The sequence below is a fragment of the Streptomyces sp. NPDC046335 genome (assembly GCF_055587985.1).
Genome location: NZ_JBVJFF010000002.1, coordinates 484,210 through 499,316 on the forward strand (window position 1 = coordinate 484,210; position 15,107 = coordinate 499,316).

Consider the following 15,107-nt stretch of genomic DNA (forward strand, 5'->3'; position numbering starts at 1 on the left):
TCGGGTCGAGCGAGCCCCGCCGGATGTTTCACGTGAAACGAGGACCGTCGCACCGACCGGTGCGGCGGTCCTCTCCGCGTTCTCAGTCGTGTACGGCAGGATGGCGGGCATGCCCAGTGCAGACCCCAGCGCCGGCCCCGGCGCAGAGACACCGAGCACGAGCGCGTACGAACCCGTGCGACCGCAGGAGCCGGAGCCGGTACGGCCGACGAAGGAGGACGAGGTCGCCCGGGCCGGCAGCGAGCTGATCGGCGGCCCCATCGGCCGGAGAGTGCTGTACGCGGCGACCCGGTGGTCCCCGGTGCGCATCATCGCGCTGGTCGCGATCGGGATGTTCGCGCTCGGCATGGTCCAGAAGATGCCGTGCTACAACGGCGCATGGTTCGTCGGAGCCAGCTCCCAGTACACGCACGCGTGCTACTCCGACATCCCGCACCTCTACCAGGGACGCGGCTTCGCCGACGGCCTCGTGCCGTACTTCGACAAGCTCCCCGGTGACATGGAGTACCTCGAGTATCCGGTCCTGACCGGGGCCTTCATGGAGGTGGCCTCCTGGGTGACGCCCGGCAGCGGCTCCATGCAGCACCAGGAGAAGATCTACTGGATGGTCAACGCCGGGATACTGATGGCCTGCGTGGCGGTCGTCGCCGTCTGTGTCGCGCGTACTCACCGGCGCCGTCCCTGGGACGCGCTCCTGGTCGCCCTCGCCCCGGCACTGGCGCTGACGGCCACCATCAACTGGGATCTGCTCGCCGTCGCCTTCTCGTCCGCGGCGATGCTGATGTGGTCACGCTCGCGCGCCCTGGCCTTCGGTGTGCTGCTCGGGCTCGCCACAGCCGCCAAGCTGTACCCCTTCCTGCTCCTGGGCCCCCTGCTGATCCTCTGCTGGCGTGCGGGGCGCTGGCGGGAGTTCGGGGCCGCGCTGTTCGGTACCGCGGGGATCTGGCTGGTGGTCAACCTGCCGGTGATGCTGTTCGCGGGCGACGGCTGGTCGAAGTTCTACTCCTTCAGCAAGGAGCGCCCCGTCGACTTCGGCTCGTTCTGGCTGATCCTCTCCCAGCGCATGGACTCGCCGCTGAGCACCGAGACGGTCAACACCCTCGCCATGGCGTTGATGCTGCTTGCCTGCCTGGGCGTCGGTGCGCTCGGGCTGACCGCGCCGCGCAGGCCGCGCTTCGCGCAGCTCGCCTTCCTGCTGGTGGCCGCCTTCATCCTCACCAACAAGGTCTACTCACCGCAGTACGTCCTGTGGCTCATTCCTCTCGCCGCGCTCGCCAGGCCACGCTGGCGCGACTTCCTGATCTGGCAGGCGTGCGAGGTCGCGTACTTCCTCGGGATCTGGATGTACCTCGCGTACACGACCAGCGGAGACGCCCACAAGGGGCTGCCCACCGAGGGCTACCAGGCGGTGATCGCCGTCCATCTGCTGGGGACGCTGTACCTGTGCGCCGTGGTCGTACGGGACATCCTGATGCCAGAGCGGGACGTGGTCCGGCGGAGCGGGGACGACGACCCTTCGGGCGGTGTCCTGGACGGCGCCGAGGACGTCTTCGTGCTGGGGGCCGCGGCCTATCCGGCGCGGACCATGGCGCACTCCACCACGGGACCCACCGTGAAGTGGGGAACGGCCACCGATCTGTCCCGCTGAACGGCTCACGGACGAAGGGGCCGGACGCGACGTGAGTCGTGTCCGGCCCCTTCGGCGTACCTACGGGGTGTCCTGGAGCCTCAGCGGTCGACCATCCGGTCGAACTGCGTCGTGGTGTGCCGCAGATGGGCCACCAGCTCCTCACCGACCTTCGGCTCCGGCGCGTCGGAGGGCACGAAGAGGATGGACACCTGCATGTGCGGCGGCTCCGCGAACCAGCGCTGCTTCCCCGCCCAGACGAACGGCGAGAGGTTGCGGTTGACGGTCGCGAGGCCCGCGCGGGCCACGCCCTTGGCGCGCGGCATCATGCCGTGCAGCGCCTTCGGGGCCTCCAGGCCGACGCCGTGCGAGGTGCCGCCCGCGACGACGACCAGCCAGCCGTCGGAGGCCGCCTTCTGCTGGCGGTAGCCGAAGCGGTCCCCCTTGGCGACCGCGGTGACGTCGAGGACGGCGCCGCGGTACTCGGTGGCCTCGTGGTCGCCGAGCCAGAGGTTCGTGCCGATGCGCGCGCGGAAGCGGGTCTGCGGGAACTGCTGCTGGAGGCGGACCAGTTCACCGGCCTTGAGGTGGCTGACGAACATCGTGTGCAGCGGAAGACGCGCCGCGCGCAGGCGGTCCATCCAGCCGATGACCTCCTCGACGGCGTCCGAGCCGTCGGTGCGGTCCAGCGGCAGGTGGAGGGCGAAGCCCTCGAGCCGTACGTCCTCGATGGCGGCGTGCAGCTGCGGCAGGTCCTGCTCGCTGACGCCGTGGCGCTTCATCGAGGACATGACCTCGATGACCACGCGGGCGCCCACGAGGCCGTGCACGCCGTCGAGCGACGAGACGGAGCGGATGACGCGGTCGGGCAGCGGCACGGGCTCCTCGCCCCGCCGGAACGGCGTCAGGACCAGCAGGTCACCGCCGAACCAGTCCTTGATCCGGGCCGCTTCGTAGGTGGTGCCCACGGCGAGGATGTCGGAGCCGAAGCGCGTGGCTTCCTCGGCCAGGCGCTCATGCCCGAAGCCGTAGCCGTTGCCCTTGCAGACCGGGACGATGCCCGGAAACTGCTCCAGCACGTGCTTGTGGTGTGCCCGCCAGCGCGCGGTGTCGACATAGAGCGTGAGCGCCATGGCTGGATCCCGGACCTTTCTCGTGTCTGCGGTCTAGTCAGAGGTGTGGAAGGGAATTGTGCGGGATCAGCGGCGTGACATGTAGATGTCGAGCGCCTTGTGCAGCAGCTTGTTGAGCGGGAAGTCCCACTCGCCGATGTACTCGGCGGCCTCACCGCCGGTGCCCACCTTGAACTGGATCAGGCCGAAGAGGTGGTCCGTCTCGTCCAGGGAGTCGGAGATGCCGCGCAGGTCGTAGACCGTCGCCCCCATGGCGTACGCGTCGCGGAGCATCCGCCACTGCATCGCGTTCGAGGGCCTGACCTCACGCCCGATGTTGTCCGAGGCGCCGTAGGAGTACCAGACGTGTCCGCCGACGACGAGCATCGTGGCGGCCGAGAGGTTCACGCCGTTGTGCCGCGCGAAGTACAGCCGCATGCGGTTGGGGTCCTCGGAGTTGAGGGCCTGCCACATCTGCTGGAAGTAGCCGAGGGGCCGCGGGCGGAACTTGTCGCGGATGGCCGTGATCTCGTAGAGACGCTGCCACTCGGCGAGGTCCTGGTAGCCGCCCTGGACGACCTCGACGCCGGCCTTCTCGGCCTTCTTGATGTTCCGTCGCCAGAGCTGGTTGAAGCCCTTCTGGACCTCGTCCAGGGAGCGGTTGGCCAGCGGCACCTGGAAGACGAAGCGGGGCTGTACGTCGCCGAATCCGGCGTCGCCGTCCTCGCCCTGCTGCCAGCCCATGCGGCGCAGCCGGTCGGAGACCTCGAAGGCGCGCGGCTCGATGTGCGTCGCCTCGGTGTCGCGGAGGCGCTTCACGTCCGGGTTCTGGATGCCCGCCTTGATCGCCGGGGCGTCCCAGCGGCGGATCACGACGGGCGGGCCCATCTTCACGGAGAAGGCACCCTGCTGCTTGAGGTGCGCCAGCATCGGCTGGAGCCACTCGTCCAGGTTCGGGGCGTACCAGTTGATGACCGGGCCCTCGGGGAGGTACGCGAGATAGCGCTTCAGCTTGGGCAGCTGTCGGTAGAGCACCAGGCCCGCGCCGACCAGCTGGCCGGTCCTGTCGTCGAACCAGCCCAGGTTCTCCGAGCGCCATTCGCTCTTCACGTCAGCCCATGCCGGGACCTGGCAATGACTCGCCGACGGCAGCGTCTGGATATAGGCCAGATGCTGCTCGCGACTGATGGTCCTCAGGGTCAGACTCATTCGGGGCGCTCCTCGGGCTGGTGTGTCCCCATGGGTTCAGGGGCTCCGGCTCTCGCGCCGAAGCCTACTGCGCCCCGGGAGCGCCCCGTCTGGCTGTACACGACCTCGACCCCCGGCCCGCCCGGACCGGGGGTCCCGTGAGGCCGTTCAGGCGCCCAGGACTCCGCCGAAGAGCCCGCCGTGCGCCATGCCGAGGAAGAAGCCCATCGCCGAGGCGCCGAGGCCCAGGATCAGGCCGAAGCGCTCGCGGGTCGTCTCGGAGATGTACTGGCCGTACAGGCCCGTGGCCATACCGATCAGGCCTGCCCACGAGCTGAGCAGGTGCAGGTGGTGGAACATCGCCGTCACGAAGGCGACCACTCCGAGCACCAGAGTCACGGCCATGAGTGTGTCCTGCAGCGGATGGGCCTTGCCGTCCGTGGAGAACAGGGAAGTCGCGGCGTGGGGTCGCATTGCCTGTGCCATGTGAGGCACCTCCTGCGGAAAGACGGCGCATCGTAGCGCCATAGACACCCGATGTGTACAGATTCTCCCCTTCCACCGCCGGATTTCAACCGGAAGCCTTGGTGCGGGTAGTCTGTACCGTCTGCACCGGTGTCTGCCTTGGCCCACGGCATGAGCTCCCGCTCGCGGGAGCCGATTGTCAGTGGCGGCCGATACCGTTGCGTACGCATCACGACCCTCCTGCCACGGAACGACCGTGGCCGCTGAGTCCAAAGGAGGTGGGTTCCACATGCGTCACTACGAAGTGATGGTCATCCTCGACCCCGATCTCGAGGAGCGCGCTGTCTCCCCGTTGATCGAGAACTTCCTCTCCGTCGTCCGTGAGGGCAACGGAAAGGTCGAGAAGGTCGACACCTGGGGCCGTCGTCGTCTGTCCTACGAGATCAAGAAGAAGCCCGAGGGCATCTACTCGGTCATCGACCTTCAGGCCGAGCCTGCGGTCGTCAAGGAGCTCGACCGGCAGATGAACCTGAACGAGTCGGTCCTCCGGACCAAGGTCCTCCGTCCCGAGATGCACTGAGCTTCCTAGCTCAGCGGCACCCGGGAACCGAGCAGCAGCAACAAGCAGCCAGCAGCAAACCCGCCGAGAGGTACCCCCATGGCAGGCGAGACCGTCATCACGGTCGTCGGCAATCTTGTCGACGACCCCGAGCTGCGCTTCACCCCCTCCGGTGCGGCGGTCGCGAAGTTCCGTGTCGCGTCCACCCCCCGCATCTTCGACAAGCAGACCAATGAGTGGAAGGACGGCGAAGGCCTGTTCCTCACCTGCTCGGTCTGGCGTCAGGCGGCGGAGAACGTCGCGGAGTCGCTCCAGCGAGGCATGCGCGTCGTCGTGCAGGGCCGGTTGAAGCAGCGGTCCTACGAGGACCGTGAGGGCATCAAGCGCACGGTCTATGAGCTGGACGTCGAGGAAGTCGGCGCCAGTTTGAAGAACGCCACGGCCAAGGTCACCAAGACCACCGGTCGAGGCGGCCAGGGTGGTTACGGCGGCGGCGGTGGCGGCGGCCAGCAGGGCGGCAACTGGGGCGGAAGCTCCGGTGGCGGTCAGCAGCAGGGTGGCGGTGGCGGTGCTCCCGCCGACGACCCCTGGGCGACCGGTGCGCCGGCCGGTGGCGGCCAGCAGCAGGGCGGCTCCGGTGGCGGCTGGGGCGGAAGCTCCGGCGGCTCCGGTGGCGGCTACTCGGACGAGCCCCCCTTCTAAGCCTCGGGGCCTTCGGGCCACGGGCGAGGGTGGGCCGTAACCCCACTTCTTGATCACACAGGAGATACACCATGGCGAAGCCGCCTGTGCGCAAGCCGAAGAAAAAGGTCTGCGCTTTCTGCAAGGACAAGGTCACGTACGTGGACTACAAGGACACGAACATGCTGCGGAAGTTCATTTCCGACCGCGGCAAGATCCGTGCCCGCCGCGTGACCGGCAACTGCACGCAGCACCAGCGTGACGTCGCCACGGCCGTGAAGAACAGCCGTGAGATGGCGCTGCTGCCCTACACGTCCACCGCGCGATAAGGGAAGGGTGACCGACTAATGAAGATCATCCTCACCCACGAGGTCTCCGGCCTCGGCGCCGCCGGCGAGGTCGTAGACGTCAAGGACGGCTACGCCCGCAACTACCTGATCCCGCGGAACTTCGCGATCCGCTGGACCAAGGGTGGCGAGAAGGACGTCGCGCAGATCCGTCGCGCGCGCAAGATCCACGAGATCGCGACCATCGAGCAGGCCAACGAGGTCAAGGCCCGGCTCGAGGGCGTCAAGGTCCGTCTGGCCGTCCGCTCCGGCGACGCCGGTCGTCTCTTCGGTTCCGTCACCCCGGCCGACGTCGCTTCGGCGATCGAGGCTGCCGGTGGCCCGAAGATCGACAAGCGCCGCGTCGAGCTGGGCTCGCCGATCAAGACCCTGGGCGCCCACGCGACGTCCGTGCGTCTGCACCCCGAGGTTGACGCGAAGGTCAACATCGAGGTTGTCTCCGCCTGAGCACTGCTCTCGGCAGGACTGAGTGAAGGGGCCGCACCCGTTCGGGTGCGGCCCCTTCCTTTCGGCCAGGCGCCCCGATGTTTCACGTGAAACACCGTGAAACGGTCAGCGCGTGGCTCCCGTGACGAGCCAGCGGCCGGAGCGGGAGCGCGACCACAGGGTCAGCATGCGCACCGCCATCATCACGGACATCGCCCCCCACACGGCGGTGAGCCCACCGCCCAGCGTGGGCACCAGCAGGGCGATGGGCGTGAAGACCGCGAGGGTGATCAGCATGGCCCACGCGAGATACGGTCCGTCGCCCGCGCCCATCAGGACACCGTCGAGCACGAAGACGATGCCGCAGATCGGCTGGGCGAGAGCCACCACCACCAGGGCGGGCAGTGCCGCGTCCTGGACGGCGGCATCGCCGGTGAAGAGCGGGATGAACAGCGGCCGGGCGAGAACGATCAACAGGCCGAGTACGACGCCCGAGGCGACGCCCCACTGCACCATGCGACGGCAGACGGCGCGCGCGCCCGCCGGGTCGTCGGCGCCGAGGTACCGTCCGATGATCGCCTGACCGGCGATGGCGATGGCGTCCAGCGCGAAGGCCATCAAACTCCACAGGGACAGAATGATCTGGTGGGCGGCCACGTCGGCGTCACCGAGCCGGGCTGCCACGGCCGTCGCGATCATCAGGATGGCCCGCAGGGAGAGCGTGCGGACCAGGAGCGGCGCTCCCGCCTGGGCGCACGCTCGGATTCCGGCGGCATCGGGGCGCAGCGAGGCACCGTGGCGCCGGGCGCCGCGTACGACGACGAAGAGGTACACGGCGGCCATGCCGCACTGGGCGATGACGGTGCCCCAGGCGGAGCCGGCGATGCCGAGGTCCGCTCCGTAGACCAGGCCGACGTTCAGGGCGCCGTTGGCGATGAAGCCGCCGATCGCGACGTACAACGGGGTCCTGGTGTCCTGGAGGCCGCGCAGCACGCCGGTGGCGGCGAGCACCACGAGCATGGCGGGGATGCCGAGCGAGGAGATCCGCAGATACGTGACGGCGTACGGGGCCGCGGTGTCCGAGGCGCCGAAGAGGTCGACGAGCGCGGGTGCGCCGGGGAGCACGACGGCGATGACCGCCGCGCCGAGCAGCAGCGCGAGCCAGATGCCGTCCATGCCCTGTCGGATGGCGGCCGGGAGGTCTCCGGCACCCACGCGCCGCGCGACGGCGGCGGTGGTGGCGTAGGCGAGGAAGACGAAGATGCTCACCGCGGTCGTGAGGAGGGCCGAGGCGACGCCGAGTCCGGCCAGTTGCGCGGTGCCGAGATGGCCGACGATGGCGCTGTCGGCGAGTACGAAAAGGGGTTCGGCGACCAGCGCGCCGAAGGCGGGTACGGCGAGCGCGATGATCTCTCGGTCGTGCCTGCGTCGGTCGGCCTTGGGCGCGGCGGAAGCCTGTGTCATGAGCACCAATCTAATCTTCCACAGGTAAGAGATGCAACGTCTCTAAGCCCCTTACTTTGACCCGGCGTGAACGCTCCGTGGCAGGCCGTTCGCAAGGAACTTCGCCATACCGGGAAACTTTTTCTCCTGCACAGCCGGTGGACGGGAAAGACGCAGGTCAGGCGGGTGTTTTCCGAGAGGCTGAGTGCTTGTTCACAGGGCTGTCCACCGAGCCGTGCACAGGTTTCCCCGAGTTCTCCACAGCAACGGGCCCGTCATCCACACCGCCTGTGGATAACCAGATTGGCTGACGGTGCCCGCGGGCCTACCGTGGTCCGGCGCCCGCCTCGTCGGACGACCTCGGAAACCCCGCGAAATCAACGCGTCAGAACCGGAGTCGGGCCCCCTTATTTGTCAGTGTCGTGCCTTAGGAAAGAGGGGCACGGCGAGGTCCGCTCGGCGGACGGGAGGAGGTGGCCCGGTGAGTATCTCCGAGCCTTTGGACGACCCCTGGGCCGACAGCGGTCCCAGTGACCGTCTGCCCGTCTCCCGCCAGCGCCGCGACGGAGGCCGAAGCCGCGACGAGCAGCATGAGCGGGGCCGCGAGAGCGGCTGGGACGGCGGCTCGTCCTTCGAGCGCGTCCCCCCGCAGGACCTCGACGCCGAGCAGTCCGTGCTCGGCGGCATGCTGCTCTCCAAGGACGCCATCGCCGACGTCGTCGAGGTCCTCAAGGGCCATGACTTCTACCGCCCGGCGCACGAGACGATCTACGCCTCGATCCTCGATCTGTACGCGAAGGGCGAGCCGGCCGACCCGATCACGGTCGCGGCCGACCTCACCAAGCGCGGGGAGATCACCAAGGTCGGTGGCGCATCGTATCTGCACACGTTGGTGCAGACGGTCCCGACCGCGGCGAACGCCGAGTACTACGCGGAAATCGTCCACGAGCGCGCGGTGTTGCGCCGCCTCGTGGAGGCCGGCACCCGCATCACCCAGATGGGATACGCGGCCGACGGCGACGTCGACGAGATCGTCAACAGCGCCCAGGCCGAGATCTACGCGGTCACCGAGCAGCGCACCGCCGAGGACTATCTGCCGCTCGGCGACATCATGGAGGGCGCCCTCGACGAGATCGAGGCGATCGGTTCGCGGTCCGGGGAGATGACCGGTGTGCCGACCGGCTTCACGGACCTCGATCAGCTCACCAACGGTCTGCACCCGGGCCAGATGATCATCATTGCCGCGCGTCCCGCCATGGGTAAGTCGACGCTGGCGCTGGACTTCGCGCGGGCCTGCTCGATCAAGCACAACATGCCGAGCGTGATCTTCTCGCTCGAAATGGGGCGCAATGAGATCGCGATGCGTCTGCTGTCCGCCGAGGCCCGGGTGGCGCTGCACCACATGCGGTCCGGGACGATGACGGACGAGGACTGGACCCGGCTCGCCCGCCGCATGCCGGACGTCTCGGCCGCCCCGCTCTACATCGACGACTCCCCGAACCTGTCGATGATGGAGATCCGCGCGAAGTGCCGCCGGCTCAAGCAGCGCAATGACCTGAAGCTCGTCGTCATCGACTACCTCCAGCTGATGCAGTCCGGCGGGTCCAAGCGGTCCGAGAGCCGGCAGCAGGAGGTTTCCGACATGTCGCGAAACCTGAAGCTCCTGGCCAAGGAGCTGGAGCTGCCGGTGATCGCGCTCTCCCAGCTGAACCGTGGCCCCGAGCAGCGTACGGACAAGAAGCCCATGGTCTCCGACCTGCGTGAATCCGGTTCGATCGAGCAGGACGCCGACATGGTGATCCTGCTGCACCGCGAGGACGCGTACGAGAAGGAATCACCGCGCGCCGGTGAGGCCGACATCATCGTGGGCAAGCACCGTAACGGCCCGACGGCGACGATCACGGTCGCCTTCCAGGGCCACTACTCCCGTTTCGTGGACATGGCACAGACCTGATCCACTGTCGGCGCTTCGCCCGTTGAGCACCCCTTCCGTCCCGGAGAAACACTGCCGAGCAAGTCCCCGCGCTCCGGGGTGTGTTACACAGGCAGTAATCAAAGGGGTATTTTGCAGCAGCTCAAGCTCGGAATCATGTCGCAGACCCGTAAAGAGAACGAGCACCGTCTGCCGATCCACCCAGCGCACTTCGAACGCATCGACGCCGACCTCCGGGCGAGCATCTACCTGCAGACCGGTTACGGCGAGCACTTCGGTGTTCCGGACCACCAGCTCGCACCGTGGGTCGCCGGTTTCCGCACACGCGAGGAGCTGATCGCGGAGTGTGACGTCATCCTGCTGGCCAAACCGCTGCACGAGGACTTGGCGGAGCTGCGGGACGGGCAGGTGCTGTGGGGGTGGCCGCACTGCGTGCAGGACGAGAAGGTCACGCAGGCCGCCATCGACCGCAGGCTCACGCTGATCGCCTTCGAGGCGATGAACCACTGGACCCGGGAGGGCTGGTTCAGCCTGCACGTCTTCCACAAGAACAACGAGCTGGCCGGCTACTCGTCGGTGCTGCACGCCATGCAGCTGACCGGGGCGACCGGTGACTACGGGCGTCGGCGGCGTGCGGTGGTGATGGGCTTCGGTGCCACCGCGCGCGGCGCGGTGACCGCGCTCAGCGCGCTGGGCGTTCACGACGTGGACGTGCTGACTGCCCGCGGCGTCGCCGCTGTCAGCTCGCCGATCCACTCGGCACGGATCGTGCGGTTCGACCACGATGTGGCCGACGGCACCCTCGACCCGCGGCGCAGCATGGCGCTGACCGAGGACGGCCCGGAGCCGCTGGCCGAGTTCCTCGCCGGACACGACATCATCGTCAACTGCGTGCTCCAGGACACCGCGGCGCCGCTGATGTTCCTGATAGAGGAGGACCTGCCGAAGCTCGCGCCCGGCACCCTCGTCATCGATGTCTCCTGCGACGAGGGCATGGGCTTCGCCTGGGCCCGGCCCACCACCTTCATTGAGCCGATGTTCACCGTCGGCGACCACGTCAACTACTACGCGGTGGACCACAGCCCCTCCTATCTGTGGGACGCGGCGACCTGGGAGAACAGCCAGGCGCTGATCCCGTTCCTGCGGTCGGTCCTCGAAGGGCCGACCGGCTGGGACGGTGACCGCACGATTCAGCGAGCGATCGAGATCCGCGACGGCAAGGTCCAGAACCCCGCGGTCCTGGCGTTCCAGCACCGCGCCGAGCAGTATCCGCACGCGCTGCTCTGAGCCGACGCCGACCGGCCGGCGCCGTACCCACCCGGGTACGCCGCCGACCGGAAGGCGGCCCACGGCAAGGTGGTCACCTACGGCGGCCGTCCGAGTGACGGGGCGGCGGTCGGCCTCCGGGCGCCGCCCGAATTCGCTCGACGTGGAAGCGGCTCCCAGGTGGACTGGTCCCATGACGAATCCCCTTGAAGAACTTCTCCCCGCCACCCGCCGGGCCCTGCTGCACCGCATCGCCACCGAACAGACGCAGGGCCGTGCGCCCTCGCTGGTCGCCTCGGTGGGCCGGGACGGCGAGCTGGTGTGGAGCGGCGGCCGCAGCATGGTGGACGGGCACGCGCCGGACGAGGACGTCCAGTACCGCATCGGCTCGATCACCAAGACCTTCACCGCCGTACTGGTGATGAGGCTGCGGGACGAGGGCCTGCTGAGCCTGGGGGATCCTCTGGAGAAGCACGTGCCCGATACCGGCGCGGGGGAGGTCACGATCGCCGAACTCCTCGCACACACCGGCGGTCTGGCGGCGGAGACCCCGGGTGAGTGGTGGGAGCGCACGCCGGGCTCGACGCGTCCGAAGCTCTCCGACGTCCTGGGCGAGCAACCCTTCAAGCACCCCGCGGGCCGGCTCCACCACTACTCCAACCCCGGCTATACGTTGCTGGGAGCTCTCGTGGAGGAGCTGCGGGGCGAACCCTGGGCGGAGGTGCTGCGGCGCGAGGTCCTCGTGCCGCTGGGGCTGAACCGTACGAGCGCGCAGGCCGAGGCGCCGCACGCCGGGGGTTTTGCCGTACATCCGTGGGCCGACGTGATGATGCCGGAGCCGGTGGAGGACCTCGGACTGATGGCCCCGGCCGGGCAGCTGTGGTCCACGACGGCTGACCTGGTGCGCTTCGGAAGCTTCCTGGCGAAGGGCGACGACCGGGTCCTGAGCGCCGATTCCGTGCGCGAAATGCGCACCCCGTCGGCGCCGTCGCAGCCGGAGAGCCGGGAGAGGGCCTACGGTCTGGGTCTCGACCTGCTGACGTACGACGGGATCGACCTGGCGGGCCATACGGGTTCGCTGCCGGGCTTCCTGGCGGGGCTCTGGGTGAGCGAGCGGGACGGGGTGACCGCGGTCGCGCTCGCCAACTGCACCTCGGGGCCGCTGGTGGCCAAGCTCGCCGCGGACCTGGTGAAGATCGTCGCTGAGGCCGAGCCGCGCATCCCCGCCCCATGGCGGCCGCTGTCCGAAGTCGACGAGAAGGTCCTGGAGCTGGCCGGGCCCTGGTACTGGGGAACTCAGGTCCTCGCGCTCCGGCTCACGGCCGACGGCGGCGTGGAGCTGGGCCCGCTGTCCGGGGCGGGGCGCCAGGCGCGGTTCCGCGCCAACGGTGACGGCACGTGGACGGGGCTCAACGGCTACTACGCGGGGGAGCTGTTGCAGGCGGTGCGCACCGCGGACGGCTCGGTGAGCCATCTCGACCTGGGGTCGTTCATCTTCACGCGCGAGCCGTACGACACGGGGGCACCGGTCCCCGGCGGCGTGGACCCGCAGGGGTGGCGCGGCTTCTGACCACGCTGACCAACCTCAATGCGCCGGTTGGCCTCGGGCGAGGGAGCGTTTCACGTGAAACAGCAGTACATGTTTCACGTGAAACAGCTCATCACCTGACCCGGCGCGCTTGTAACGGCAGCCGTCTCAGAGCTGAAGCTTGAATCCCACATGCGATGCGGTGAACCCGAGCCGTTCATAGAAACGGTGGGCATCGGTACGAGTGGCGTCAGAGGTCAGCTGGACCAACTGGCAGCCCTGGCGGCGCGATTCGTCGACGGCCCACTCGATGAAGCGGGTGCCGAGCCCGCTGCCTCGCTCATCGGCGTGGACACGCACTCCCTCGATGATCGACCGCGTCGCCCCCTTGCGGGAGAGGCCCGGCACGATCGTGAGCTGGAGTGTGCCGACCACGCGCCCTTCGCGCACGGCAACGACCAGGTGCTGATTCGGGTCGACGTCCAGACGCTCGAATGCCGTGACGTACGGAGTGAGGTCGTCCGGCGATTCACGCGTTGCGCCCAGGGGGTCGTCGGCGAGCATGGCCACGATGGCTGACAGGTCGCCGACGACGGCTGGGCGTATCTCAAGATCTCCCATGGGCGCAGCCTATGTGGAGGCGTGCCGGCCCGGGGCGGCCCAGAGGGGCGGCCGTTCGCCCCTCTAGGCCGGTGCGCGGAGGGTCTCGACGGCCCTGACCAGCGGGGCGAGCTCCGGATTCTGTGCCGCCTCGTCGAGCGCCTCGCGCAGGGCCGCGTCGTTGGTCGGGCGCGCCTCGGCGAGGAGTGCGATGCCTGACTCGCTGACGTCCGTGTAGATGCCGCGACGGTCGGTGGGGCACAGGTAGCGGGCGAGGAGTCCGCGGTCCTCAAGGCGGGTGACCAGGCGAGTGGTGGCGCTCTGGCTGAGCACCACGGCGTCCGCGACCTGCTTCATCTGAAGGTGCCCGCCCTCACCGTCGTGCTGGCGGCTGAGGACGTCGAGCAGGGAGTACTCGCGCACGCTCAGCCCGTGCTCGGCCTGGAGTGCGCGCTCGATGTGGGTCTCGATCTGCCCGTGGAGCAGGGAGAGCGCGCACCAGCCCTGAGCGAGGCCGGTGAGTGCGGGGTCGGTCGCTGTCATGGCTCTTCATTCCTCCGTCCCGGAGTGGCTACGACCCAGGGTAGTCCACGGACGCAATATACGGCGCTTGCATTTAGCCCGCGTCTGCAATTATTGTTGCCGCACGTTAAGCGCACCTGCAATCGTTTGGAAGGTAGATCCATGCCTCTCGCGCTACTGGCCCTCGCGATCGGGGCCTTTGGAATCGGGACCACGGAGTTCGTGATCATGGGGCTCCTGCCCGAGGTCGCGGGAGACTTCGGTGTCTCCATCCCGACCGCCGGCTTCCTCGTGACCGGCTACGCCCTGGGCGTGGTCCTCGGCGCCCCGCTGATGACCGTGCTCGGCACCAAGATCTCGCGCAAGCGGATGCTGATGCTGCTGATGGGCCTGTTCGTCATCGGCAACCTCCTCTCCGCCGTCGCACCCGTCTTCGGCGTGATGCTGGCGGGCCGCGTCGTGGCCTCCCTCGCCCACGGTGCCTTCTTCGGCATCGGCTCCGTCGTCGCGGCCGAGCTGGTCGCCCCGGAGAAGAAGGCCGGCGCGATCGCCATGATGTTCACCGGCCTGACCGTGGCCAACGTCGTCGGTGTGCCGCTGGGCACCCTCGTCGGACAGACGCTCGGCTGGCGCATGACCTTCACGATCGTCGCCGCTCTCGGCGTCATCGGCCTCGCGGGCATCGCCAAGCTCGTCCCGGACCTGCCCAAGCCCGAAGGCGGGCGGCTCCGCCACGAACTGGCGGCCTTCCGCAACGTACAGGTGCTCCTGGCCATGGCGATGACGGTCCTCGGCTTCGGCGGGGTCTTCGCGGCCGTCACCTACCTGGCGCCGATGATGACGGACGTCGCGGGTTACGCGGACTCCTCCGTGACCTGGCTGCTCGTCCTCTTCGGCCTCGGCATGGTCGCGGGCAACCTGATCGGCGGGAAGTTCGCCGACCGCGCGCTGATGCCCCTGCTCTTCATCTCGCTGGGCGGCCTGGCCGTCGTGCTGGCTCTCTTCACGTTCACCGCGCACAACAAGATCGCCGCCGCCGTGACGATCGCGCTGATCGGCGCCCTGGGCTTCGCGACCGTACCGCCGCTCCAGAAGCGCGTCCTCGACCAGGCGTCCGGAGCCCCCACCCTCGCCTCGGCCGTCAACATCGGCGCCTTCAACCTCGGCAACGCCCTGGCCGCCTGGCTCGGCGGCATCGTCATCGCCGCGGGCCTCGGATACACCGCCCCCAACTGGGTGGGCGCCGCCCTCGCAGGCTCGGCCCTGCTCCTCGCCATCCTCTCGGCCGTGCTGGAGCGCCGCTCCACCGCTGCCCTCCCGAGCCTGGTCGTGACCGGCGCGGCACCCGTCGAACAGGCGACGCCCGTCCACCACTGATCACCCCATCCCCCCACCAGCGCCATCCCTGAA

Annotated in this window: 15 protein-coding genes; 9 read left to right on the forward strand and 6 right to left on the reverse strand. The window is 68.8% G+C overall.

Going from position 1 to position 15,107, the window contains the following annotated elements:
- Positions 1-100: 100 nt before the first annotated feature.
- Positions 101-1,648 (forward strand): glycosyltransferase family 87 protein, encoded by a 1,548-nt coding sequence (locus ACZ6JY_RS05990; RefSeq protein WP_469193021.1) that lies wholly within the window; start codon positions 101-103, stop codon positions 1,646-1,648.
- 80 nt (positions 1,649-1,728) lie between these two features.
- Here ACZ6JY_RS05990 and ACZ6JY_RS05995 read toward each other — a convergent pair whose 3' ends face one another.
- The 3 genes from ACZ6JY_RS05995 to ACZ6JY_RS06005 form a co-directional block, all read right to left on the reverse strand.
- On the reverse strand, positions 1,729-2,760 hold the full coding sequence (locus ACZ6JY_RS05995; protein WP_469192657.1) for an alanine racemase: 1,032 nt from the start codon (positions 2,758-2,760) through the stop codon (positions 1,729-1,731).
- Positions 2,761-2,826: 66 nt separating this feature from the next.
- Complete coding sequence (locus ACZ6JY_RS06000; protein ID WP_469192659.1) at positions 2,827-3,948, reverse strand: lipid II:glycine glycyltransferase FemX; 1,122 nt, start codon at positions 3,946-3,948, stop codon at positions 2,827-2,829.
- Positions 3,949-4,095: 147 nt separating this feature from the next.
- Positions 4,096-4,413 carry a hypothetical protein gene (locus tag ACZ6JY_RS06005; RefSeq protein ID WP_469192661.1) on the reverse strand — a complete coding sequence of 106 codons (318 nt, stop codon included), beginning with the start codon at positions 4,411-4,413 and terminating at the stop codon, positions 4,096-4,098.
- A 268-nt stretch (positions 4,414-4,681) separates the two neighbouring features.
- On the opposite strand from ACZ6JY_RS06005, the gene rpsF reads away from it, so the two are divergent.
- From rpsF to rplI, 4 genes are all read left to right on the forward strand, one after another.
- Positions 4,682-4,972, forward strand: a complete 291-nt coding sequence (gene rpsF / locus ACZ6JY_RS06010) for a 30S ribosomal protein S6 (RefSeq protein ID WP_016644628.1) — start codon at positions 4,682-4,684, stop codon at positions 4,970-4,972.
- 78 nt (positions 4,973-5,050) lie between these two features.
- The gene (locus ACZ6JY_RS06015; RefSeq protein ID WP_469192663.1) at positions 5,051-5,653 is read left to right on the forward strand and encodes a single-stranded DNA-binding protein; all 603 of its coding nucleotides are present in this window, start codon (positions 5,051-5,053) and stop codon (positions 5,651-5,653) included.
- Between the two features lie 71 nt (positions 5,654-5,724).
- Positions 5,725-5,961, forward strand: a complete 237-nt coding sequence (gene rpsR / locus ACZ6JY_RS06020; RefSeq protein ID WP_003949403.1) for a 30S ribosomal protein S18 — start codon at positions 5,725-5,727, stop codon at positions 5,959-5,961.
- Between the two features lie 18 nt (positions 5,962-5,979).
- The gene (rplI, locus tag ACZ6JY_RS06025; protein ID WP_469192665.1) at positions 5,980-6,426 is read left to right on the forward strand and encodes a 50S ribosomal protein L9; all 447 of its coding nucleotides are present in this window, start codon (positions 5,980-5,982) and stop codon (positions 6,424-6,426) included.
- A 105-nt stretch (positions 6,427-6,531) separates the two neighbouring features.
- Here rplI and ACZ6JY_RS06030 read toward each other — a convergent pair whose 3' ends face one another.
- Positions 6,532-7,869, reverse strand: coding sequence for an MATE family efflux transporter (locus ACZ6JY_RS06030; RefSeq protein ID WP_469192667.1), 1,338 nt, complete (start codon positions 7,867-7,869; stop codon positions 6,532-6,534).
- Positions 7,870-8,329: 460 nt separating this feature from the next.
- On the opposite strand from ACZ6JY_RS06030, the gene dnaB reads away from it, so the two are divergent.
- The 3 genes from dnaB (at position 8,330) to ACZ6JY_RS06045 (ending at position 12,617) form a co-directional block, all read left to right on the forward strand.
- Entirely contained in the window at positions 8,330-9,802 is a 1,473-nt protein-coding gene (gene dnaB / locus ACZ6JY_RS06035) for a replicative DNA helicase (protein WP_469192669.1), read from the forward strand.
- 111 nt (positions 9,803-9,913) lie between these two features.
- Positions 9,914-11,068 carry a N(5)-(carboxyethyl)ornithine synthase gene (locus ACZ6JY_RS06040; protein ID WP_469192671.1) on the forward strand — a complete coding sequence of 385 codons (1,155 nt, stop codon included), beginning with the start codon at positions 9,914-9,916 and terminating at the stop codon, positions 11,066-11,068.
- 172 nt (positions 11,069-11,240) lie between these two features.
- On the forward strand, positions 11,241-12,617 hold the full coding sequence (locus tag ACZ6JY_RS06045; protein WP_469192673.1) for a serine hydrolase domain-containing protein: 1,377 nt from the start codon (positions 11,241-11,243) through the stop codon (positions 12,615-12,617).
- A 126-nt stretch (positions 12,618-12,743) separates the two neighbouring features.
- Here ACZ6JY_RS06045 and ACZ6JY_RS06050 read toward each other — a convergent pair whose 3' ends face one another.
- Both ACZ6JY_RS06050 and ACZ6JY_RS06055 read right to left on the reverse strand, forming a co-directional pair.
- Positions 12,744-13,196 (reverse strand): GNAT family N-acetyltransferase, encoded by a 453-nt coding sequence (locus tag ACZ6JY_RS06050; RefSeq protein WP_447038582.1) that lies wholly within the window; start codon positions 13,194-13,196, stop codon positions 12,744-12,746.
- A 63-nt stretch (positions 13,197-13,259) separates the two neighbouring features.
- Positions 13,260-13,718, reverse strand: a complete 459-nt coding sequence (locus tag ACZ6JY_RS06055) for a MarR family winged helix-turn-helix transcriptional regulator (RefSeq protein WP_469192675.1) — start codon at positions 13,716-13,718, stop codon at positions 13,260-13,262.
- Between the two features lie 141 nt (positions 13,719-13,859).
- On the opposite strand from ACZ6JY_RS06055, the gene ACZ6JY_RS06060 reads away from it, so the two are divergent.
- A complete protein-coding gene (locus tag ACZ6JY_RS06060; RefSeq protein ID WP_469192677.1) occupies positions 13,860-15,074 on the forward strand; it encodes an MFS transporter in 1,215 nt (404 codons plus the stop codon).
- The last annotated feature ends 33 nt before the right edge of the window (positions 15,075-15,107 follow it).

Excerpts from the sequence above, each read along its gene's own strand:
- ACZ6JY_RS06000 (WP_469192659.1), bottom strand. The coding sequence starts at position 3,948 with ATGAGTCTGACCCTGAGGACCATCAGTCGCGAGCAGCATCTGGCCTAT.
- rpsR (WP_003949403.1), top strand. The coding sequence starts at position 5,725 with ATGGCGAAGCCGCCTGTGCGCAAGCCGAAGAAAAAGGTCTGCGCTTTC.
- ACZ6JY_RS05990 (WP_469193021.1), top strand. The coding sequence starts at position 101 with ATGGCGGGCATGCCCAGTGCAGACCCCAGCGCCGGCCCCGGCGCAGAG.
- ACZ6JY_RS06045 (WP_469192673.1), top strand. The coding sequence starts at position 11,241 with ATGACGAATCCCCTTGAAGAACTTCTCCCCGCCACCCGCCGGGCCCTG.
- rpsF (WP_016644628.1), top strand. The coding sequence starts at position 4,682 with ATGCGTCACTACGAAGTGATGGTCATCCTCGACCCCGATCTCGAGGAG.
- ACZ6JY_RS05995 (WP_469192657.1), bottom strand. The coding sequence starts at position 2,760 with ATGGCGCTCACGCTCTATGTCGACACCGCGCGCTGGCGGGCACACCAC.
- ACZ6JY_RS06050 (WP_447038582.1), bottom strand. The coding sequence starts at position 13,196 with ATGGGAGATCTTGAGATACGCCCAGCCGTCGTCGGCGACCTGTCAGCC.
- ACZ6JY_RS06060 (WP_469192677.1), top strand. The coding sequence starts at position 13,860 with ATGCCTCTCGCGCTACTGGCCCTCGCGATCGGGGCCTTTGGAATCGGG.
- rplI (WP_469192665.1), top strand. The coding sequence starts at position 5,980 with ATGAAGATCATCCTCACCCACGAGGTCTCCGGCCTCGGCGCCGCCGGC.
- ACZ6JY_RS06055 (WP_469192675.1), bottom strand. The coding sequence starts at position 13,718 with ATGACAGCGACCGACCCCGCACTCACCGGCCTCGCTCAGGGCTGGTGC.
- ACZ6JY_RS06015 (WP_469192663.1), top strand. The coding sequence starts at position 5,051 with ATGGCAGGCGAGACCGTCATCACGGTCGTCGGCAATCTTGTCGACGAC.
- ACZ6JY_RS06030 (WP_469192667.1), bottom strand. The coding sequence starts at position 7,869 with ATGACACAGGCTTCCGCCGCGCCCAAGGCCGACCGACGCAGGCACGAC.
- ACZ6JY_RS06005 (WP_469192661.1), bottom strand. The coding sequence starts at position 4,413 with ATGGCACAGGCAATGCGACCCCACGCCGCGACTTCCCTGTTCTCCACG.